The organism is Coprococcus sp. TM115-187 (assembly GCF_027679115.1).
Taxonomy (GTDB): Bacteria; Bacillota; Clostridia; order Lachnospirales; family Lachnospiraceae; genus Allocoprococcus; species Allocoprococcus comes.
Window position 1 is genome coordinate 1 of record NZ_JAQEKS010000031.1, and the last position, 21552, is coordinate 21552.

The following is a 21552-nucleotide window of genomic DNA, read 5'->3' on the forward strand; positions in this document are numbered from 1 at the left end:
CGAACGGTACGCACGGTGGTGTGAGAGGACGGCGGTTAGTCACCGCCTCCTACTCGATTCAGATATATTTGATTTTGAACTTTCTTTTCTTGGCTGAAAGCACCTTGCAAATAATATCATCTGCTGCGTCCGTGTATCTGCCTTGTGCTATCAGGCTGTTCTTCAAACGGATAAGTGATTGCAGCACTTCGCTGTATTCGTCCTTGGAAAGGTATAAATGATATTTTTGTTCTTTCAAAACAACCACCTCCTGTTACCGCAATTATATAATAAGAAATGGCATAGAAGTAGTGTGCGATTGTCGCTTGACCACCCCTAAATGAACGAATTAACAGGGTAACGAACGCCTTATTCATTAGCAGGAATTTTGCTCGAATTTTTCTGCCATTAGCAGAGAGGGCATTTTCATTAGCAAAATAGCGAAAATCCTGCTAATTTTTATTAGCAAGTCGTTCACCTGAAAGGCGGACGACATTCGTCCTAATTTCCATTAGCTGACGGAGATTTTGCTAATGAAAATCTGTGAATTTTACGATTTTTCACTTTTTCCGTAAAAATGAAAAAACGCCGGAAACCCTTGATTTTACTGGGTTTTCCGGCGGAGTTTTTGGCGTTCCCGAGGTGATTCGAACACCCGACCTACCGCTTAGGAGGCGGTCGCTCTATCCAGCTGAGCTACGGAAACATCTTTAAAATCTATTCAATTTTAGTCTTAAACTTACTCAATGTCAATCGCCTTTGCCCGAAAGGCGGTCGTTATAACATATTCTTAGGAGGCGAGTGCTCTATCCAGCTGAGCTATGACGACACATGCCGCAAACCCTTGATTTTACTGGGTTTCTGGGATTTTTCCCTTCGGCCATATATAAGATTATCAACTCTTTTTCAAGTTGTCAATCTACAGATTTTTTTGCTTTGGTAACATTAGAACGTTCCCCAATTTGGGGAATGCCTCGGCTTTCTCTTAGGAGACACTTGTTATATTCATTTAACTAATAGAACATACACATATATCATACCGTTTGAACATGAAAATGTCAAATGCTTTTCTAAGAGAATAATTATGGGATAATTATGGTGAGGTAACAAAGCGGGATTTTGTATGTGAAATAGCTTTTATAGGACTTCTTTATGTAAAGTCGAATGTTCTGAAGCGCATATACAAAAAGCACGACTAATTTTCAATTAAAAGAAATTTGGTCATGCTTTTTATATAAGTCAAAATTTTTTCCTAAAAATTAATATGCCCTTGCAGCCAGATTTGTGCCTTCAGCCGTCTTCCAATTGCCGGTTCGCCAATTACCTTTTCAACCGGTACGCATACATCAAATTGAAGCTCATTGGTTTCAACTGTAAGAACATAAAGTTCTTTCCCAGTAAGAAGATTTTCAATGGTATCGATATTCAGAATCTCACCAAGGATCGCATACTGGTCACATTCAAGACCAGATGGCATAAAATGTGTATCGACAATGCTGTAAATATCTTCCCCACGGATTCTTTTTGATACTGCGGCATAGGTGTCGATGTCGTCAAGCGTAAGGCTTTCAATGGCATCGGGATTCCCTTCCTTTGCTGCGCTCATGAGCATCATCCGGTTGCGGAGCTCTTCCGCTCTCTTGTCCGCAGCGCCTGTATCCTTTGTGACCGGAAGCAAAATTTTCCCACTTAAGGCAAGCCCGGAAAATGTTACAGAGATTGAACTTTTGTTCAGACCGCCGAGAGTGGCTTCTTTTATGTATTCCATTCCGTTTTGAATATGGAAAATGATACTGCAGCCGAGCTTTACATCCTCGCAGACACCAACATAGGTCGGTGAGAAGGTTTTCTGTTCTACTGCAATATCAGCATAAGAGCTGACTCCACTGCCTGAAAAATATGGGAAATAGCATTCTCTGCGGAACGCTTCATCATTTTCATCGATAAAGCCGTAGGAAGAAATGCCAATTCCGTTGCCGTATTCCCTGCGAAGCTCACAGAGATCTGTGTGTTCGTCCAAGGCAATACGGTCATATCCGGAAAAATTCTTTTCGGATTCAAGAAGAATCTGATACCATTCGCGTTCAGATGCGATATCGTGGAATCCGATAGCGTTTAAATATTTATGCAAAATTTACCTCGTTTTCTATCTGATTTCAGACTTACCGCCCATGTATGGACGAAGTACTTCAGGAATGCGGACAGAACCGTCTGCCTGAAGATTGTTCTCGAGAAATGCGATCAGCATTCTCGGAGGAGCTACCACTGTGTTGTTCAGTGTGTGTGCGAAGTATTTGTTTCCGTCGCTTCCTTTTACACGGATGCCAAGACGTCTTGCCTGTGCATCACCAAGGTTAGAGCAGCTTCCTACTTCAAAGTATTTCTTCTGTCTTGGAGACCATGCCTCTACGTCACAAGATTTTACTTTAAGGTCGGCAAGGTCACCTGAACAGCATTCCAGTGTACGAACCGGGATATCAAGAGAACGGAACAGATCAACAGTGTTTTTCCATAATTTATCATACCATTCTTTGCTTTCTTCCGGTTTGCATACAACGATCATTTCCTGCTTTTCAAACTGATGGATTCGGTATACACCACGTTCTTCGATTCCATGAGCACCTTTTTCTTTACGGAAGCATGGAGAATAAGAAGTCAGTGTCTTTGGAAGCTCAGCTTCATCAAGCATGGTATCGATGAATTTACCGATCATAGAATGCTCGCTGGTTCCGATCAGATATAAGTCTTCGCCTTCAATTTTGTACATCATAGAATCCATTTCGGCAAAGCTCATAACGCCTGTAACAACGTTGCTTCTGATCATGAAAGGCGGGATACAGTATGTGAATCCACGATCGATCATAAAGTCACGTGCATAAGAGATAACTGCTGAGTGAAGACGTGCAATATCTCCCATCAGATAATAGAAACCATTTCCGGCAACCTTTCCTGCACTTTCAAGATCGATTCCGTTGAATTTTTCCATAATTTCTGTATGGTATGGAATTTCAAAGTCCGGAACAACCGGTTCGCCGAATTTTTCAATTTCAACATTCTGGCTGTCGTCTTTACCAATCGGTACAGATGGATCGATGATATTTGGGATAACCATCATATCTTTTTTGATTTTTGCTTCTACTTCTTTTTCTTCAGCAGAAAGTTCTTCCATACGGGTAGCGTTTTCTTGAACTTTTTTCTTAAGCTCTTCTGCTTTCTCTTTTTCACCATGAGCCATGCATGCGCCAATTTCTTTGGAAACTTTGTTTTTCTCAGCACGGAGTGCTTCTACTTCACCTTTGATTTCACGGTTTCTCTTGTCAAGCTCAATTACTTCATCTACAAGTGGAAGCTTTTCATCCTGGAATTTTTTCTTGATGTTTTCTTTTACAACATCTGGGTTTTGTCTTAAAAATTTAATATCTAACATAATTGTTCTCCTGTCTTATTCCTTTATTTTTATATCTTATGATGTGAGTGGCAAAAGTAAATTTTTCCACTTACATCATCTTATTCTATCACCTGAGGATTATCAAGGGATTCAGGCAAATTACTGTGGTTTGATCGCATCTTGTACATCCGGATCATACATTTCCTGGTAAACGGCCTGATCTAGTGATTCGGCCTCTTCTTCAGAGAGCTCAATGTAACTTTCACCACGCACAATTTCTTTTATATAAGTGTAACAGCCATCTCTGCTGTGCATGGAATTGAGGATCCATCCATTGTTGTCGTTGTCAAGCATTGTGAGAGCGAAGCTGAGTTTTCCACCCATTTCACCGAAAGCATCGTATTTTACAATACCGACTTTCTGGTAGCTGCTTCGCAACGCACGATACAATATGCGGATGTCCGCTTTGTTTTCGTGGGCAATATTGGAAAGTTCATCGAGTTCATCGAATCTTGCACTGAAGCTTTCTTCGAGCGTTTTACCGTCCTGTCCGCGCATGAATACGTTATAGCTCGATTTCAGACGGTTGTATTTCATATTGACATTAATATAAAGAAGAAACATCAATATGATCAGCATGATAAGAAAAAGAAATATATACGCCGGATCAATTCCAAGTGATTTTAGAATTTTACTTTCCATATATTATTCTCCTTCCTGTATTGACATTAACAATTCAAATATACGTTCCAGATCGTTGTCCGAATAATATTCAATTTCAATTTTGCCTTTTCCATTTGCTTTATGATTGACATGGACTTTGGAACCGATGATTGATTTTATACGTTCCTCCAGATCTTCATATACAAACGCATTCTGGATAACAGGCTTTTCTTTTTCTTTTTTTGGCTTTTTCAGTTCTTTGACAAGTTTTTCGGTATCCCTGACACTGAGCTTTTCATCAAATACTTTATTGGCAAGAATGTACTGCTGTTCTTTATCCTCGATTGCAAGAAGAGCACGCGCATGCCCGGTTGAAATCATGTCATCAATGATCATCTGCTGTACTCTCTCGTCCAGCTTTAGAAGACGCATGGAGTTTGTTACAGCAGTTCTGCTCTTTGAAACGCGCTCAGCTACCTCGTCCTGCTTCAGACTGAATTCATTTAGCAGACGCTTGTATGCCTGCGCTTCTTCGATTGGATTCAGATTTTCGCGCTGAATATTTTCAATAAGAGAAATCTCAACGATTTCCTGATCCGTGTATTCTTTAATGATAACAGGGACCTCTTTGATACCGGCCTGCTTTGCTGCACGCCAGCGACGCTCGCCGGCGATGATCTCGTAGTAATCGTTCCGCTTCTGAACAATCAGAGGCTGAAGGATTCCAAACTGTTTGATTGAATCAGCAAGTTCCAAGAGAGCATCTTCCTCAAAATGTTTTCTTGGCTGGTCACGGTTTGGCTCCACATCATTGATCTTCATCATGATTGGACCGGCATTCACTACTTCTTTTTTAGCTGGTGCAGTATGTTTTGCGGTTTTGTTTTCTTTGATTAAACTATCCAGACCTTTTCCAAGTCCGCCTCGTTTTGCTGTCATGCTTACTCTTCTCCTTTATGAATTACTTCATCTGCTAATAACATATAACTTTCAGCTCCTGTTGAACGAGGATCATATAAGTTGATTGGCAAGCCATGACTTGGGGCCTCTGCAAGTCGTATATTACGTGGAATGATAGTTTTGTAAATTGTCTGATCAAGATTATCTTTTACATTTTCAACAACTTGAAGAGAAAGATTGGTTCTGGCATCATACATAGTAAATACAACACCTTCCATTTCAAGATTTTCATTTAATCTTTCTTTTACAAGCTCGATTGTTTTAATCAGCTGGCTCAATCCTTCTAGTGCATAGTATTCACATTGAATTGGAACCAATACTGTATCTGCTGTAGTCATTGAATTGATTGTCAGCATACTAAGTGAAGGTGGGCAGTCGATAATGACGTAATCGTAATTACTTCTTATCTTAAGCACCTCATCTCTTAAAATGTATTCTTTGTTCTCGGTCTCGAGTAACTCTATTTCGGCGCCAGATAGATCAATGTTTGCGGGAATTACGTCGAGATTTTCAATTGCTTCTTTGTGTAACACTTGCTCTATAGTGGCTTCGCCAATTAAAAGATCATATACAGTATAGTCAACATTATCCTTATCTATACCAAGACCGCTGGACATATTACCCTGTGGATCCATGTCGATTGCGAGAACTTTCTGCCCTTTCGCCGCTAAACACGAGGATAAATTGATCGCTGTTGTAGTTTTTCCAACGCCACCCTTTTGGTTGGCAACGGCAATTATTCGTCCCATTGCAATTACCTCCTTTCTAATAGTGTGCAAATATATATGAAGTTTTATTTACATCTAGATATAATTGTAACACTAAACTTTATCTAAATCTACTAAATGTTTCACGTGAAACATTTATTTCGGCATTTTTTATAAATGCGGGAATGTTTCACGTGAAACATTCTACATAAAGTGAAATATAAAAATGTATGAAAAATATTTTAGATAAATGAAAATATATTTGGCTATGAACAGCTGAAAAAGGAGAGATAAAATGTTTCACGTGAAACATTTTGCCGAAAACCAAGGAACAATAACATGATGTAAATCTTTAAACTGTGAGGAGATTATGGTATACTTATCTATAAGCCGCAAGGTAAAATATTATACAAAAACAGATATTATTTGCGAGTATAATCTTGCTGAATCTGGACAAAAATGATTCGGAGAAGGGAGCAATTGACGATGAAAAATAAATTGAAAAGCTGCGCGATTTTAGCAACACTTGGTACGATTACAATCCATCTGATAAATAAAACACTTATAGAAATGGCAACAAAAGACAGTTTGTTAAACTCATCTGAGGGAAACTATTATGACTGGAGATTTGGAAAAATCTATTATAGAAAACAGGGAAATGGTAAACCACTACTTCTACTTCATGATTTGGATGCAGAAAGCTCTGGCGTAGAATGGAAAAAAGTAGCGGCAATTCTTGCAGAAAAGTATACTGTTTATACCGTGGATCTGCTAGGCTGTGGACGATCTGAAAAACCAAATATTACTTATACTAATTTTCTTTATGTGCAAATGCTGACGGATTTTATTAAACATATCATTGGCGAAAAGGCAGATGTTGTGGCTACGGGAGAATCGGCTGCTATTGCAGTTATGGCATGCGGAAATGATGAAAACGTGATTGGAAAGATTTGTATGGTGAATCCACTGTCACTTACGGAACTTGCAAAATGTCCGAATAAGAGAACCAAGACGCTGAAGTTCCTTATCGAAATACCGATTATTGGTACGCTACTGTACAACATTATTCATTCAAGAGAAGCGATTGATGAAAAATTTGTGGATAAGTATCTGTATGACGAAGATACGATAGATTATCAGATGACGAAGATATACCATGAATCTGCTCATAATGAAAACGCACATTCAAAATATTTGTTTGCAAGTATCAAAGGAGGATATACAAAGACAAATATTTATCATTGCATTCGCAAGGCGACAAATAGTATCTGCATTATCTCTGGACAATATGATGAAAACAGTATTGAGATTGCTAAACAATATCAGAAGCATGTGCCTGCTATAGAATGCATGTGTATAAAGGATACGAAACATCTTCCTCAAATTGAACAACCGGAAGGATTCGCAGAACAGCTGGATATCCTTTTCTCTGCTGAATAATATAAAGTACGTTCAGGTACACATTATAGCCAAATGCGGGATGTACACTTCGGTGTACATCCCGCATTTGGCTATATATGGCTCTTGATCAACTTTTGCGATTATCTAATAGCAAACAGAACTGGTACTTATTCTGCTCATGAACACCATGAAAACCGACATGCAACTCTGGGAATTTCTATGGAAATTGTCTTTCTCTGAAAAACAAAACAGAAGGATGATTATTGGGCTTTTTGTAGAAATAATCAAGTTAAATGAAAATAAAAAATCAGATTTTAAGCGGGTAAAAAATTGAACTTACCCGCTTTTTGAAATGAAATAGGAAAACAAATTTCTGGCAGAACTGCATACAAAAAAATAAAAATACATTTTCAATGCATACAAAAATTGAACTATCAAAAATACAAAATAGAATAAACTATAACAATTAAAATTGAACTATTATAAAAAGAACTAATAGCAGAAGTTCAAGATAAAGAAAAAATAGTTCAATTTCCATTGCGGCATATACAGACTACAGGTATGTATAGCTGTTTATCCGTGGATAGGTTCTTTGGAAGGAAGTCCTGCTTTTCGAGGAAACTTCTTCCCGGTAGGCTTGATTTTTTTGATCTTTACAAATGAACGGCTAATATCACTGCCTGGAAGCTGGAATACAACTGGTTTATTTTGTGTACCTCCAAGGACATGTACTGCGGTTTTTGCAGCGGAAAGTTCATCGACAATATCACCGGATTTGTAAGAAACAAAGAATCCACCAACTTTTACATAAGGGAGGCAGTATTCGGATAATGTAGATAAATTGGCCACTGCACGTGAAACACAGAGGTCAAACTGTTCCCTGTAGTCTGCCTGACGGGCAAAATCTTCTGCTCTGCCGTGGATTGTATGGATATCCGTAAGATTTAACTCTTCAATCACACTGTCAAGGAAACGGATTCTCTTATTTAAAGAGTCAAGCAACGTGATTTTCAGGTGCGGAAAGGCGATTTTTAAAGGAATTCCGGGGAATCCGGCGCCTGTTCCTATATCGATCACGGTTTGAACTTTACTGATATCCAGGGCCTTTACTAATGCAAGGCTGTCGACAAAATGTTTTTCGTTTACTTCTTCGTACTCGGTGATACCGGTGAGATTCATAACCTTGTTCCATTCCACCAGCATTTCGTAATATTTATCAAACTGATTAAACTGGGTCTGCGTTAATGTGATACCTAATTCTGCAAGCTGTTGCTCAAATTTTTTACTCATATTGCTCCTTTTTCCCCTAAAAGTACACATCTTTGCGGAAAATAAACAGTAATTTACACTGTTTTGCACCAAATAGGTACACAATTTCTGAGAAGATAGCACCTTAAAGGTACACGATAAAGTGATAATGTTTTTAAAAAAATACAATCATGCACCTAAAAGGTATACGAAAAGATGAAAAAACATACTTTTTGCCCTATAAAGTACACGATAAAACCATTTCTTTGAAAATAGATGTGTACTTTTTGGGTGATGCCCTCAAAAGTACACATCTATATAAAGGGAAAAACAGAAACCAGAAATAATGGATTCTGTAATATCCCAAAAAAGATCAAAATACAGGTCTGGTTATCTGGCGGTCTAATGTCCTAGATATACCAGTAATACAGAAATATCGGCAGGTGAGACACCGGAAATACGGGATGCCTGACCGATGGAAAGCGGTCGGAACTGCTTTAATTTCTGCACAGCTTCGATTCGTAGGCTCGGAACAGCATCGTAATCGATATCTGCCGGTATTTTCCTGGTTTCAAGCTTTTTAAACTGTTCTACCTGTTTTAACTGGCGCTTGATATAGCCTTCATATTTGATGTTGATATCAATTTGTTCCACAATCTCTCGGCTGAAGCTTTCTGTTCGCATATGGTCGATAGGTTCGAGAAGCTCATAATTCAGCTCAGGACGCTTAATAAGCTCAGCAAGTGTAGATCCTGAAGTAAGAGGCGTACTGCCGCAATTTGTGAGAAAATCCGTGATTTCCTGGGAAGTTCCAACGTTGGTATGCTCAAGCCTGTGGATCTCCTTGCGGATGATTTCTTCTTTGTCTAACAACATCTGGTATCTCTCGTCTGAAATAAGCCCTATTTTGTGCCCTATTTCGGTTAGTCTCTGATCGGCGTTGTCCTGGCGCAGGAGTAACCGGTATTCGGCACGTGAAGTCATCATACGATATGGTTCGTGGCTTTCTTTTGTAACCAGATCATCGATCAGAACACCGATATAAGCCTGGGAACGGTCTAAAATTAACTGTTCTCTTCCAAGGACCTCCAGTGCGGCATTGATTCCGGCAATAAGTCCCTGAGCGGCTGCTTCTTCATATCCCGAACTTCCGTTGAACTGACCACCGCTGAACAAACCATGAATAGATTTGAACTCAAGTGTCGGATGAAGCTGTCTTGCATCGATACAGTCATATTCGATTGCGTAAGCATTTTTAACTATTTTTGCGTGTTCAAGACCAGGCACACTTCTGTACATTTCATATTGAACATCCTCTGGAAGTGAACTTGACATTCCGCCGATGTACATTTCATTGGTTTCCAGACCTTCTGGTTCAATGAACACCTGATGCCGTTCTTTATCGGCAAATTTTACAATTTTGTCCTCGATAGACGGACAATAACGTGGTCCGGTGCCTTCGATCATACCGGAATAAAGTGGGGAACGATCCAGGTTTTTACGGATGATCTCATGGGTTGTAGGATTGGTATAGGTAAGCCAGCAGGAAGCTTGCTCAATCTGCACATCTTCTGGATTCGTTGTGAACGAAAAAGGTACGACCCTCTCGTCGCCGAATTGCTCTTCCATTTTGCTGAAATCAATGCTGCGCTTGTCGATACGTGCCGGTGTACCGGTTTTGAAGCGGTACATCTTAATACCGAGCTCCTTCAGACAGTCGGTCAGATAATTTGCTGCCTGCAGTCCGTTTGGACCGGTATGCGTACTGACATCACCGTAAATGCATCTTGCCTTCAGGTAGGTTCCGGTACACAGTACAACGGCCTTGCAGCGGTATATAGCACCAGAATAGGTCTGAACGCCCGTTACAGAACCATCTTCCACAAGGATATTGACGACTTCACCTTGACGGATCTCCAGGTTATCCTGGTTTTCCAGCGTCTGTCGCATGGTATTACTGTATTTGTTCTTATCTGCCTGGGCGCGCAGGGAATGAACGGCAGGCCCTTTAGATTTATTCAGCATCTTTGACTGAATAAATGTCTTGTCGATGTTCTTTCCCATTTCACCGCCGAGCGCATCCAGCTCACGTACCAGGTGTCCCTTTGAGGTACCGCCGATATTCGGGTTGCATGGCATCATGGCGATACTTTCTACACTTACGGTGAAAACAATCGTTTTCAGACCGAGTCTTGCGCAGGCAAGGGCAGCTTCGCAGCCGGCATGTCCCGCACCAACTACAACGATGTCGTATGCGTCTTTATTTTCCCATACAGAATTTGCTGAATATTTCATTTACTAAATCTTCTCCTATCGTCTCTCCGGTAATGCTTCCCAGAGATTCATATGCATCCATTAAGTCAATTGTGAAAAAGTCTTCCGGCATCTGGTTTTCGATGCTCTCTTCTACCTTTTTCAGGCTGGAAAGTGCATCGGCAAGAGCTGTTTTGTGTCGGATATTGGTGATATAAACCTCATCGTTAAATGAGATATCACCGTGATAAAACATCTCTTTTAAAGTAGATTCCAGTTCATGGATCCCGGTCTCCTCTTTTGCGGAAATATCGATCATTGGCTTAGTTATCAACGTTTCTAATGCCTTTTTATCAACAACTGTGGATAAGTCACTCTTATTCAGTAGTATCACAGCTTTCTTATCCCGGATCATCTCGATGATCTCGTGATCATTTTCATCAAGAGGTCTGGATGCATCGACCACATAGATGATCAGATCGGCTTTTTCTGCGTTTTCTTTTGCTTTATCCACACCGATCTTCTCTACGATATCAGAGGTATCGCGGATTCCGGCGGTATCCATGATGTTTAAAGAAACGCCCTGAAGCTGGATATTTTCCTCCAGAACATCTCTTGTGGTTCCGGCAATCTCGGTTACGATTGCCTTTTCTTCGCCTACCAGAACGTTCATCAGAGAGGATTTCCCGGCGTTCGGTTTCCCGACGATAACCGTCTTGATGCCTTCTTTGATGATACGTCCGTCATCGGCAGTATCCAGAAGACACTGGATTTTCTGCTGCAGATCCTTTACGACGCCCAGGAGACTGTCACCATATCCGTCTACGCTGATATGCTCTGGATCATCCAGTGCACTTTCGATAAAAGCGGTATGGTAAAGGATTACTTCACGGATTTCTTTAATCTTATTGTGGACAGAGCCTTTCAACTGGTTTACCGAGCTTTGTAGTGCATAGTCATTCTTGGAGCTGATGATATCGATCACGGCTTCGGCCTGTGACAGATCCATTCGGCCGTTCAGAAAAGCCCTTTTGGAAAATTCACCCGGTTCAGCAGGTCTTGCACCGTATTTGATCACGGTTTCAAGTATCTTTCTTGTGACAAATACACCGCCGTGACAGTCGATTTCCACAGTATCTTCACCGGTGTAGCTGTGCGGCCCACGCATTAAAAGAACCAGCACTTCATCAATCGTCTGCTCTCCGTCCATGATATAGCCATAGTGAATGGTATGGCTTTTTTGTTCGGACAGAAGCTTCGGGCTTTTGCCTTTGTAAATTTTGTCAATAATAGAAAACGCATCTTCTCCGCTGAGACGCACGATTCCGATTCCGGAATTAGTCATTGCTGTGGAGATTGCTGCGATTGTGTCTGTTTTAAATCCCATTTTATTGCTTCCTTCTATACTTTTGTAATAAATGCGATGTTATCATTTTACCCCGAAAGCTGTCAAAATGGAAGTGCCTATTGTGAAGAGTAGAAAAAAACCGCATTACTGTTCACAGTACCTGTGACCAGCAACGCATCTCGCCATTTTAAATCGCCTTTGGCGATGGGCGAGATGCCATTCAAGATAAAACGTGCATCCTCCGTGCCAATCAGCGTAGTGATTGACACGGGAGTGAACAGTAAAAAACCGCAGCCATTAAATGACTGCGGTTTACTGTGAATGATTCAGTTATAACGGTGTATGCAACCAATTTGCGTTACTGTTTAACGGCGGTTCGGTGTTACAACAACACGTCTGTATGGTTCTTCGCCCTCGCTGTGGGTAGAAACTCTGTCATCAGCCTGCAGAGCGGAATGGATGATTCTTCTTTCATAAGGATTCATCGGCTCCAGTGAGATCGGCTTTCTGCTTCGTTTTACTTTGTAAGCGATATTCTTTGCGAGATTTTCAAGAGTCTGTTTTCTTCTCTTGCGGTAGTCTTCTGTGTCGAGTTTGACACGTACATAACCATCCTGTGACTTGTTGGCTACACGGTTGGTGAGGTACTGGAGAGAATCCAATGTCTGTCCACGCTTACCGATCAGGATACCCATGTTGTCACCGCTCATCTCAATTGCAAGAGCACCTTCTTCATCAATGGAGGATACGATAGTTACTTCGCCCATTCCCATTGCCTGAAGAACTTCCTGTAAGAATTTTTCACAGATCTTCTGTGTCGCTTCTGTTACAACGGCTACATGAAGTTCTTTCTTTTCTTCATAAACCGGAGCTGCTGCTGTTACGGCAGAGGCTGTTTCTGTTTTGTTTTCTTTTACAAATTCTTTCTTAGGCTCTTTTTTGAAGTCCTTTTTCGAATCTTTTTTGTATTCTTTGTGTTCTTTGTACTCTTTACGTTCTTTGTGTCCAACGAATTCCTTGCGGTCTTTTCGGAAATCCTTCTTGAATTCTTTTTTGATCTCTTCCGGTTTGATTTCTTCGGCTTTGATTTCTTCTGTTACAGTTTTTTTGATACGGGCACGGATAACTGCCTGACGGCTTCCGATTCCGAGGAAGCCTGCACTTCCTTTTTCAATCACGTCATATTCCATCTGATCACTTGCTACGCCGAGCTGGATAGAAGCTTCTGTGATGGCATCGTCTAAAGTTTTTGCTGATACTGTAATCTCATTCATTTGACTTGTCCCCCTATTTCTGGCCTTCGTTAAAGCGCTTTACAAGGTTTGCTTTGTCTGCAAGACTTCCTGCCTTTGCATTTTCATTTTTCTTCTTGGCTTCTTCAAGCTTTTCTTCAAGTTCTTTTGTCTGAGCAGCTGTTCTTACCGGCTCATGAATGTTTTTCACGTTCTTATGAGCCATTTTGTTTACATTGCTTGCATCCACTTCGTTTTTGTTCTTGCGTTTTTTAGCAGCATTTTCCATATTCTCTTTGATCAGTTCATCCATCGGAATCTTATTCAGATGTTTGTTGATAAAGAACTGCTGTACCATACGGACAACGGCACTTGCAACCCAGTAGATTCCAAGACCTGTAGGTAATGTGAAACACATAAATACAGATACAAGAGGAAGGGTAACGTTCATTGTCTTCATGGTTGAAGCCATCTGGTCAGCCTGCGGATTGTTCGTAACTGCAGTTGTCTGCTGAGAAAGCTTCACGCTCAGGTACTGGGAAAGTCCTGAAAGGACAGGAATCAGCACTGCCATGATCACAATTCCCCATGCGCCGGCTTTTACACCGTTGCTAATGAGGTTCATAGGAGTTTCCGCAATGTTAAGTCCAAGGAAGTTATTCATGGACTTTAATGTATCGACGGTGCTGTCGATCGTAGGCTGCAGATCCGGAAGCTTCTTGCCGAGAGTTTCCCAGGTTGAAGTCTGGAATTTGTACAGTACGTCGATCAGTACGTTTTTATCAGAGTAATCATATTTGGAGGCGGACATAAGGATCGGTTTTGCTTCGCCGATCTTTTCCATGACCTTCTGCCATCCATCCTGTGCCATGATAGAGGTAAGAAGCGGTGTGTATACCGCTTTAACCTGCCCAACATAAGCAGGGATGTTGCGGATTACATAGTACATTGCCCAGAGAATTGGGAACTGGATAAACATACTTAAGCATCCGCCGGTCGGTGATACTCCGTATTTTTCATAAACCAATTGTGTTTCTTCCTGCATCTTCTGCATGGAAGCCTGATCATTTTTTCCTTTGTACTTCTGCTGAACCTTCTGGAGCTCAGGGTTCATTGCAGCGGACATCTTGGAAAATTTCTGTTGCTTGATGGTGAGCGGCATCAGTAAAGTGTAGATGACAATTGTCAAAAGAATAATACATACACCCAGGTTGTGAATGCCGATTAAATCCATTACCCGGTAAATACCATCCATGATCTTACCGAGCAGCCAGGCAGCCTGTCCGATGATCGGTGTGCTGACCTGTGTCATTAAAATTCCTGTCATAACCTTTCCTCCATAAACATTTCCGTCCCGGTATTTGGACGGCCTATAGGTTTAAGGCACCGGATCATATCCACCTTTGGCGAATGGATTGCATCTGAGGATTCTCCATACGGTCAGAAGGCCTCCTTTAAACGCACCGTATTTTTCAATGGCCTCCAAAGCATATTCTGAGCAGGTTGGAATGTAAATACAGTGGGTATATACCTTCATAGGTGATAAATATTTTCTGTAAAAACGAATCAAATATAATAATATCTTTTTCATAATTTCAGTGCCTCGTAGTGTATATCCGTCTTTTCGATATACTGAACTGGCTAATTGCAGTCCGAATAAATGTGATGAAGTTTGCCCAGATGGATGAGAGCGCTTTCAATCTCATGGTATGACCGGTCTTTGGCGGTCGTCCTTGCGATGATCACGATATCATATCCACATTGGAACTGTTCTTCGTGTAACCTGTAACTCTCACGGATCAGCCTTGTTAAATGATGTCTTATGATGCTGTTCCCAACTTTTTTGCTGACGGAAATTCCGACGCGGTTGCGTCCGAGATCATTCGCCAGGAGATACATTACAAGGTACTTGTTGCCATAAGTTTTTCCCTTTCTGTATACAGACTGGAAATCCCTGTTTTTCTTCAATGATTCGGAAAATTTCATACTTTATTCTCCCGATTTACATAAATTTGCATAGAAGAAAAGGCCACATATATGTGACCTATGCTGATAATACTTTTCTTCCTTTTGCTCTTCTTGCTGCAAGAACTTTTCTTCCACCTGCTGTGGCCATTCTTGCTCTGAATCCATGAACTTTCGCTCTGGAACGTTTCTTTGGCTGGAATGTCATCTTCATTGATATCCACCTCCTATCGATTTCTTCTTATATGAATAGAAGCTTATTTACGTTTTTAAGACATCGTACTTCATTATAATCAAAAAAGCTGTCTCCGTCAAGCAGTTTTAATAAAGTTTCGACCCTTATTTTAAGGAAATTATGAATAAGTTTATGGTTTTTGATTGATTCTGAAATCGTTTTAAGGTAGAATATAAGAGTATGATTATGCTTATTTTGAAGATGAATGGGGCAGGAATATGGACGTCATAAAAGAAAAATGGGAAGAGATCATTCAAAAGCTAAAAGTAGAATATTTTCTATCGAACATTTCTTTTGAAACGTGGATACGCCCGCTGGAGGTATATGAGATCAGAGGCAACACTCTGTATCTTACCGTTAATTTTAAGGCGAGCATCGAACACATTCAGAATAAATATCTTCTTCCGCTTAAAGTATGCATCGCGGAAGTTACCGGGACAGAGTATCAGATTAAGTTTATTCCCAGAGATCTGCCGCGCGAGCAGCAGCGCAGATATCTGGAGAAGACTGCGCCCGTAAAAGAGAAGACACATAAGCATAAAGAGGTAAGCCCGATAGCTGAAAAAGCGAATCTGAATCCGAAGTATACGTTTGATACTTTTGTGGTAGGAGGGAATAATAATTTTGCACATGCCGCATCACTGGCAGTTGCCGAATCTCCCGGTGAGGTTTACAATCCTCTGTTTTTATATGGTGGGGTAGGACTTGGCAAGACCCATCTGATGCATTCGATCGCACACTACATACTGGACCGGGAACCATCGAAGAAAGTCCTGTATGTGACAAGTGAGACATTTACCAATGACCTGATCACGGCGATCCGCAACGGAAAGACCGGCAACGATCTGGCGATGAATGCATTCCGCGATAAGTACCGCAATAATGACGTACTTCTGATCGATGACGTACAGTTCATTATCGGCAAAGAAAGTACACAGGAAGAATTTTTCCATACGTTCAATCATCTGCACAATGCCGGAAAGCAGATCGTCATTTCCAGCGACAAACCGCCAAAGGATATGACGACATTGGAGGCGCGTCTGCGGACAAGATTTGAATGGGGACTGATCGCAGATATTTCGGTGCCGGATTACGAGACACGTATGGCGATTCTTTATAAGAAAATAGAACTGGACCAACTGGAAAGATATCAGATTCCGGATGAGGTGATCCAGTATATTGCGATGAACATCAAGACCAATATCCGGGAACTGGAAGGCTCACTTAACAAGCTGATCGCATTATACCGGATCGGTGGAAGAAAGAACTTTGATGTTTCTCTGGCGGCAGAGGCACTGAAGGATATGATCGCACCGGACGAAAGCCACAAGGTGACGCCGGAGCTGGTTCTGGATGTTGTCTCCGATCATTTTAATGTTTCCGTTTCTGAACTTAAGGGGAGTCGGAGAAATGCAAGAACGGCCGGAGCCAGACAGATCGTGATGTACCTGTGCAGGCAGATGACGGATGCGTCTCTTCAAAGTATCGGTGATCTGCTCGGAGGGCGTGATCATTCCACTGTGAACCACGGTGTGGACAAGATTGCCCGGGATGTGGAAAAAGATGAGACTTTGAGAAATACGATCGAGATCATTCAGAAGAAAATCAGCCCGCTGTAGAAAAGTTTTCCATGATCTGCCAGGGAAGAAAAAGAACTGTCCACGGACTTGTCAAAGCTTTAAATCCTTTCGGATCAAGGCCTTAAAGTACTTGTCCACAATTCAACAGACACTACTAAGATAACTACGGATTTGTTTTATATAAATATATATTTTGCGCGTCGAAAGGAGTTTTACACATTATGAAAATCAGATGTCTTAAATCAGATCTTGTGAAAGGGGTCAGCATTGTATCAAAGGCTGTTCCGACAAAGACAACCATGCCGATCCTGGAATGCATTCTGATAGATGCAACTACAGATATTATCAAACTTACAGCGAACGATATGGAGCTTGGGATCGAGACTGTGATCAGAGGGCAGATCGATGAGAAGGGAATGATCGCACTGGATGCGAGGATTTTCTCAGATATCGTAAGAAAGCTTCCTGATAATGAAATCGTGATTGAAAGTGGAGTGAACTTTCAGACGCTCATTACCTGTGAAAAAGCAAAATTCAATATTTCCGGTAAATCCGGTGAAGATTTTTCTTATCTGCCGTATATTGAGAGAGAAAATCCGGTTTCCATTTCCCAGTTCACACTGAAAGAAGTGATCCGCCAGACCATTTTCTCAATTGCAGACAACGACAGCAACAAACTGATGACAGGAGAACTCTTCGATATGAACGGGGATATTCTGAAAGTGGTATCCCTTGACGGACACCGTATTTCCATCCGCAAGATCGAGCTGAAGGAATCTTATGAACCGAAGAAGATCGTGGTTCCGGGAAAGACCCTGATCGAAGTCAGCAAGATCCTTTCAGGTGAAGCAGACAGCGAAGTGAGACTGTATTTCACAGCGAACCACATTGTATTTGAATTTGATGATACCGTTGTGGTATCCAGACTGATTGAAGGAGAATATTTCCGTATCGAGCAGATGCTGTCCAATGATTATGAGACAAAGGTAAGAATCAATAAAAGAGAACTCCTGAACTGTATTGACCGTGCAACTCTTCTTGTAAAAGAAGGTGATAAGAAGCCGATCATCATCAACATTCAGGATGAAATGATGGAACTTAAGATCAAGTCCGAGAAGGGTACGATGGATGAAGAGATTATGATCACCAAAGAGGGAAAAGATCTCTTGATCGGCTTCAATCCGAAGTTCCTCATTGACGCACTTCGTGTCATTGATGACGAAGAAGCAGATCTTTACTTTATGAATGCAAAGGCTCCTTGCTTTATCAAGGATGAAGGAGAAAGCTATGTATACCTGATTCTTCCGGTGAACTTCAGTGGAGCAGTATAGGAATTTAGAGAGGACAAAAATTATGGAGACAATCAAACTCAGAGATGAATTTATCAAGCTTGGTCAGGCACTGAAAGCAGCAGGTCTTGTAGGATCCGGTGTGGAAGCCAAGGAAGTCATTACAGAAGGTCTGGTAAAGGTTAATGGAGAAGTAGATACCAGACGTGGTAAAAAATTATATGACGGCGACGTTGTTACATTTAACGGAGAAGAGATCAAGATTGAAAAATAGGCTGGCACAGGTATGATTATCAAATCATTAAAATTAAAAGATTACAGAAATTATGAAATATTGAATATTGAATTTGATCATGCCACGAATATTTTTTACGGTGATAATGCGCAGGGCAAGACGAATATCCTGGAAGGGGTGTATTTGTCGGGAACCACGAAGTCTCACAGGGGGACGAAGGACCGGGATCTGATCCGATTCGGGCAGGATGAGGCTCATATTGAGACTGTCATTGAGAAAAATGGCGTTCCATGGCAGATCGATATGCACCTGAAGAAGAACAGTCCGAAAGGGATTGCGATTAACAAGGTCCCGATCCGGAGGGCGAGTGAGCTTTTCGGTCTGACGAATTTTGTGTTTTTCTCGCCGGAGGATCTGAACATTATTAAAAATGGTCCGGCGGAGAGGAGAAGGTTCATGGACCTGGAGCTTTCACAGCTTGATAAGGTGTATCTTAGTGACCTGGCAAATTATAACCGCACACTCAATCAGCGGAACCGTCTGCTGAAGGATGCCTATTACAGAGATGATATACTGGACACACTGGATGTATGGGATATGCAGCTGGTTCAGTATGGAGAAAAGATTATTCAGAGAAGGCTCCGGTTTATCGAGGAGGTCAATGCGATAATCGGAGATATTCACCATAAACTGACGGGAGGCAGGGAAAGGATCGGCCTTTCGTATGAACCTGGATGCGGAGCACTTTCGCTTGAGGCGGCGCTTGAGAAGAACAGGGAGCGCGATATCAGGATGAAGAGTACCTCGGTGGGACCTCACCGGGATGATATCTGTTTTATGGCAGGTGGGATCGACATCCGCAGATTCGGATCGCAGGGGCAGCAGAGGACAGCGGCACTTTCGCTGAAACTGTCTGAGATCGAGCTGGTACGGCAGATCATAAAGGATACGCCGGTGCTGCTGCTTGACGATGTATTGTCTGAACTTGACAAACACAGGCAAAACTATTTACTGGACAGTATTCATGATATACAGACTCTGATCACCTGTACGGGACTTGACGAGTTTGTCAATCATCGATTTTCAATAAATAAAGTATTCCATGTTCAGAACGGACATGTATCAAAAGAGAATTAGGAGGATCAATATGAGTGCAGAATATGGAGCAGACCAAATCCAGATACTGGAGGGGCTGGAAGCAGTAAGAAAGAGACCTGGTATGTATATTGGCAGTACATCTTCAAGAGGACTTCACCATCTTGTCTATGAGATCGTTGACAACTCGGTGGATGAAGCGCTTGCAGGATACTGTGATCATATCCAGGTGTTCATCAATCCGGATAATTCAATTACGGTTATAGATAACGGACGTGGTATTCCGGTGGGGATCAACCACAAAGCGGGACTCCCTGCGGTAGAGGTTGTATTCACCGTGCTTCATGCCGGCGGTAAATTCGGCGGTGGAGGATACAAGGTATCCGGTGGACTTCACGGTGTAGGAGCTTCCGTTGTAAATGCGCTTTCTGACTGGCTTGAGGTTGAGATCTGCCACGAAGGGAAGGTGTACAGACAGAGATATGAAAAAGGACATGTTGTTTACAAGCTGAAGGTTGTAGACGAATGTGATCCGGAGAAGACAGGAACAAAGGTAACCTTCCTTCCGGATGAAACTATTTTCGAAGATACAGTATTTGATTATGATACGTTAAAACAGAGATTCCGTGAGATGGCGTTCCTTACCAAGGGACTTCGCATCAGCCTGACTGATCTCCGGGATGAAGAACCGAAGGAAAGAGTGTTCCACTATGAAGGCGGTATCAAGGAGTTCGTTCAGTACTTAAATCGCAGTAAGACTCCGCTTTATGAGCAGATCATCTACTGTGAAGGAACAAAAGATAATGTAGAAGTTGAAGTTGCAATGCAGCACAATGATTCTTATACAGATAACACCTATGGTTTTGTAAATAATATCACAACACCGGAAGGTGGGACCCATGTGGTCGGATTCAGAAATGCGATCACAAAGACCTTTAACGACTATGCGAGAAAGAACAAATTATTAAAAGACAGTGAGCCGAATCTTTCCGGTGAGGATATCAGGGAAGGTCTTACAGCAATCATCAGTGTTAAGATCGAGGATCCTCAGTTTGAAGGACAGACCAAGCAGAAGCTCGGTAACAGTGAAGCGAGAGGTGCGGTTGACAGTATCGTCAGCAGCCAGCTTCAGATCTTCCTTGAACAGAATCCTGCTATTGGAAAATCAATTGTTGAGAAGTCGGTTATGGCGCAGAGAGCAAGAGAGGCGGCCAGAAAGGCGAGAGATCTTACCAGAAGAAAATCCGCACTGGAAGGCATGTCACTGCCTGGAAAGCTTGCAGACTGTTCAGACAAAGATCCATCCAAGTGTGAGATCTACATCGTAGAGGGAGACTCTGCGGGAGGTTCTGCAAAGACAGCCCGTGACAGAGCGACCCAGGCGATCCTGCCACTTCGTGGAAAGATCCTGAATGTAGAGAAGGCAAGACTGGATAAGATCTACGGTAATGCCGAGATCAAGGCAATGATCACTGCATTCGGTACAGGAATCCATGATGATTTCGATATTTCCAAACTGAGATATCACAAGATCATCATCATGACCGATGCCGACGTTGATGGAGCACATATCAGTACACTGCTTCTGACATTCCTCTATCGTTTTATGCCGGAGCTGATCAAACAGGGCTATGTATATCTGGCTCAGCCGCCGCTTTACAAGCTGGAGAAGAACAAGAAAGTCTGGTATGCATACAGCGATGAAGAACTGGCGAAGATCATCAGCGAAGTCGGACGTGATCAGAACAATAAGATTCAGCGATACAAAGGTCTGGGTGAGATGGACGCAGAGCAGTTATGGGATACCACAATGGATCCGCAGCATCGAATCTTAAGAAGAGTGACAATGGACGATGAGACATCTTCCGAACTGGATCTTACCTTTACAACCCTGATGGGAGATAAAGTAGAACCAAGACGAGAATTTATCGAAGAGAATGCAAAATTTGTTAAGAACTTAGATATATAGGAGAA

20 protein-coding genes and 1 tRNA gene are annotated in these 21552 nt (G+C 41.8%); 6 read left to right on the forward strand and 15 right to left on the reverse strand.

What is annotated here, in order from left to right; translation table 11 throughout:
- Positions 1-58: 58 nt before the first annotated feature.
- From PGW42_RS14330 to PGW42_RS14360, 7 genes are all read right to left on the reverse strand, one after another.
- The gene (locus tag PGW42_RS14330) at positions 59-238 is read right to left on the reverse strand and encodes a hypothetical protein (RefSeq protein WP_024721699.1); all 180 of its coding nucleotides are present in this window, start codon (positions 236-238) and stop codon (positions 59-61) included.
- A 370-nt stretch (positions 239-608) separates the two neighbouring features.
- Positions 609-685, reverse strand: a tRNA-Arg gene (locus tag PGW42_RS14335).
- Between the two features lie 546 nt (positions 686-1231).
- Positions 1232-2110, reverse strand: coding sequence for a DUF3881 family protein (locus PGW42_RS14340; RefSeq protein WP_117824049.1), 879 nt, complete (start codon positions 2108-2110; stop codon positions 1232-1234).
- A 15-nt stretch (positions 2111-2125) separates the two neighbouring features.
- Complete coding sequence (gene serS / locus PGW42_RS14345; RefSeq protein WP_117559203.1) at positions 2126-3406, reverse strand: serine--tRNA ligase; 1281 nt, start codon at positions 3404-3406, stop codon at positions 2126-2128.
- Between the two features lie 120 nt (positions 3407-3526).
- A complete protein-coding gene (locus tag PGW42_RS14350) occupies positions 3527-4069 on the reverse strand; it encodes a DUF4446 family protein (protein WP_008371363.1) in 543 nt (180 codons plus the stop codon).
- Positions 4070-4072: 3 nt separating this feature from the next.
- Positions 4073-4969 carry a ParB/RepB/Spo0J family partition protein gene (locus PGW42_RS14355; RefSeq protein ID WP_117836218.1) on the reverse strand — a complete coding sequence of 299 codons (897 nt, stop codon included), beginning with the start codon at positions 4967-4969 and terminating at the stop codon, positions 4073-4075.
- Positions 4970-4971: 2 nt separating this feature from the next.
- Positions 4972-5739 carry a ParA family protein gene (locus PGW42_RS14360; RefSeq protein WP_117824052.1) on the reverse strand — a complete coding sequence of 256 codons (768 nt, stop codon included), beginning with the start codon at positions 5737-5739 and terminating at the stop codon, positions 4972-4974.
- A 444-nt stretch (positions 5740-6183) separates the two neighbouring features.
- Here PGW42_RS14360 and PGW42_RS14365 point away from each other — a divergent pair, with 444 nt between their 5' ends.
- Positions 6184-7137: an alpha/beta fold hydrolase gene (locus PGW42_RS14365; protein WP_195250164.1), complete on the forward strand. Its 954-nt coding sequence runs from the start codon at positions 6184-6186 to the stop codon at positions 7135-7137.
- Between the two features lie 534 nt (positions 7138-7671).
- Here the strand turns inward: PGW42_RS14365 and rsmG are convergent.
- The 8 genes from rsmG to rpmH all read right to left on the reverse strand — a co-directional run bounded on the left by rsmG (position 7672) and on the right by rpmH (position 15358).
- Positions 7672-8388, reverse strand: a complete 717-nt coding sequence (rsmG, locus tag PGW42_RS14370; protein WP_008371371.1) for a 16S rRNA (guanine(527)-N(7))-methyltransferase RsmG — start codon at positions 8386-8388, stop codon at positions 7672-7674.
- Positions 8389-8748: 360 nt separating this feature from the next.
- Entirely contained in the window at positions 8749-10641 is a 1893-nt protein-coding gene (mnmG, locus tag PGW42_RS14375) for a tRNA uridine-5-carboxymethylaminomethyl(34) synthesis enzyme MnmG (protein ID WP_270203947.1), read from the reverse strand.
- A complete protein-coding gene (mnmE, locus tag PGW42_RS14380) occupies positions 10607-11986 on the reverse strand; it encodes a tRNA uridine-5-carboxymethylaminomethyl(34) synthesis GTPase MnmE (protein WP_008371374.1) in 1380 nt (459 codons plus the stop codon). The genes mnmG and mnmE overlap by 35 nt, the downstream gene beginning before the upstream one ends.
- Positions 11987-12312: 326 nt before the next feature.
- Positions 12313-13221 (reverse strand): RNA-binding cell elongation regulator Jag/EloR, encoded by a 909-nt coding sequence (gene jag / locus PGW42_RS14385; RefSeq protein WP_022220246.1) that lies wholly within the window; start codon positions 13219-13221, stop codon positions 12313-12315.
- 13 nt (positions 13222-13234) lie between these two features.
- Entirely contained in the window at positions 13235-14506 is a 1272-nt protein-coding gene (locus PGW42_RS14390; RefSeq protein WP_117559189.1) for a YidC/Oxa1 family membrane protein insertase, read from the reverse strand.
- A gap of 51 nt (positions 14507-14557) precedes the next feature.
- The gene (gene yidD / locus PGW42_RS14395) at positions 14558-14770 is read right to left on the reverse strand and encodes a membrane protein insertion efficiency factor YidD (RefSeq protein ID WP_008371384.1); all 213 of its coding nucleotides are present in this window, start codon (positions 14768-14770) and stop codon (positions 14558-14560) included.
- A 50-nt stretch (positions 14771-14820) separates the two neighbouring features.
- Positions 14821-15165 carry a ribonuclease P protein component gene (gene rnpA, locus PGW42_RS14400; protein ID WP_270203946.1) on the reverse strand — a complete coding sequence of 115 codons (345 nt, stop codon included), beginning with the start codon at positions 15163-15165 and terminating at the stop codon, positions 14821-14823.
- A 58-nt stretch (positions 15166-15223) separates the two neighbouring features.
- On the reverse strand, positions 15224-15358 hold the full coding sequence (rpmH, locus tag PGW42_RS14405; protein ID WP_022220244.1) for a 50S ribosomal protein L34: 135 nt from the start codon (positions 15356-15358) through the stop codon (positions 15224-15226).
- A 239-nt stretch (positions 15359-15597) separates the two neighbouring features.
- Between rpmH and dnaA the strand changes: the two genes are divergently transcribed.
- The 5 genes from dnaA (at position 15598) to gyrB (ending at position 21547) form a co-directional block, all read left to right on the forward strand.
- On the forward strand, positions 15598-16998 hold the full coding sequence (dnaA, locus tag PGW42_RS14410; protein WP_117559185.1) for a chromosomal replication initiator protein DnaA: 1401 nt from the start codon (positions 15598-15600) through the stop codon (positions 16996-16998).
- A gap of 182 nt (positions 16999-17180) precedes the next feature.
- Positions 17181-18290, forward strand: coding sequence for a DNA polymerase III subunit beta (gene dnaN / locus PGW42_RS14415; protein ID WP_008371388.1), 1110 nt, complete (start codon positions 17181-17183; stop codon positions 18288-18290).
- A 22-nt stretch (positions 18291-18312) separates the two neighbouring features.
- Positions 18313-18522: an RNA-binding S4 domain-containing protein gene (locus tag PGW42_RS14420; protein ID WP_022220243.1), complete on the forward strand. Its 210-nt coding sequence runs from the start codon at positions 18313-18315 to the stop codon at positions 18520-18522.
- A gap of 12 nt (positions 18523-18534) precedes the next feature.
- Entirely contained in the window at positions 18535-19620 is a 1086-nt protein-coding gene (gene recF, locus PGW42_RS14425) for a DNA replication/repair protein RecF (protein WP_008371390.1), read from the forward strand.
- Between the two features lie 10 nt (positions 19621-19630).
- Positions 19631-21547: a DNA topoisomerase (ATP-hydrolyzing) subunit B gene (gene gyrB / locus PGW42_RS14430; RefSeq protein WP_022220242.1), complete on the forward strand. Its 1917-nt coding sequence runs from the start codon at positions 19631-19633 to the stop codon at positions 21545-21547.
- Positions 21548-21552: the final 5 nt, after the last annotated feature.

Coding starts and splice junctions, on each gene's coding strand:
- jag (WP_022220246.1), bottom strand. CDS start 13,221: ATGAATGAGATTACAGTATCAGCAAAAACTTTAGACGATGCCATCACA.
- rsmG (WP_008371371.1), bottom strand. CDS start 8,388: ATGAGTAAAAAATTTGAGCAACAGCTTGCAGAATTAGGTATCACATTA.
- dnaN (WP_008371388.1), top strand. CDS start 17,181: ATGAAAATCAGATGTCTTAAATCAGATCTTGTGAAAGGGGTCAGCATT.
- PGW42_RS14360 (WP_117824052.1), bottom strand. CDS start 5,739: ATGGGACGAATAATTGCCGTTGCCAACCAAAAGGGTGGCGTTGGAAAA.
- mnmE (WP_008371374.1), bottom strand. CDS start 11,986: ATGGGATTTAAAACAGACACAATCGCAGCAATCTCCACAGCAATGACT.
- mnmG (WP_270203947.1), bottom strand. CDS start 10,641: ATGAAATATTCAGCAAATTCTGTATGGGAAAATAAAGACGCATACGAC.
- PGW42_RS14365 (WP_195250164.1), top strand. CDS start 6,184: ATGAAAAATAAATTGAAAAGCTGCGCGATTTTAGCAACACTTGGTACG.
- gyrB (WP_022220242.1), top strand. CDS start 19,631: ATGAGTGCAGAATATGGAGCAGACCAAATCCAGATACTGGAGGGGCTG.
- PGW42_RS14355 (WP_117836218.1), bottom strand. CDS start 4,969: ATGACAGCAAAACGAGGCGGACTTGGAAAAGGTCTGGATAGTTTAATC.
- rpmH (WP_022220244.1), bottom strand. CDS start 15,358: ATGAAGATGACATTCCAGCCAAAGAAACGTTCCAGAGCGAAAGTTCAT.
- yidD (WP_008371384.1), bottom strand. CDS start 14,770: ATGAAAAAGATATTATTATATTTGATTCGTTTTTACAGAAAATATTTA.
- serS (WP_117559203.1), bottom strand. CDS start 3,406: ATGTTAGATATTAAATTTTTAAGACAAAACCCAGATGTTGTAAAAGAA.
- recF (WP_008371390.1), top strand. CDS start 18,535: ATGATTATCAAATCATTAAAATTAAAAGATTACAGAAATTATGAAATA.
- PGW42_RS14420 (WP_022220243.1), top strand. CDS start 18,313: ATGGAGACAATCAAACTCAGAGATGAATTTATCAAGCTTGGTCAGGCA.
- PGW42_RS14350 (WP_008371363.1), bottom strand. CDS start 4,069: ATGGAAAGTAAAATTCTAAAATCACTTGGAATTGATCCGGCGTATATA.
- dnaA (WP_117559185.1), top strand. CDS start 15,598: ATGGACGTCATAAAAGAAAAATGGGAAGAGATCATTCAAAAGCTAAAA.
- rnpA (WP_270203946.1), bottom strand. CDS start 15,165: ATGAAATTTTCCGAATCATTGAAGAAAAACAGGGATTTCCAGTCTGTA.
- PGW42_RS14390 (WP_117559189.1), bottom strand. CDS start 14,506: ATGACAGGAATTTTAATGACACAGGTCAGCACACCGATCATCGGACAG.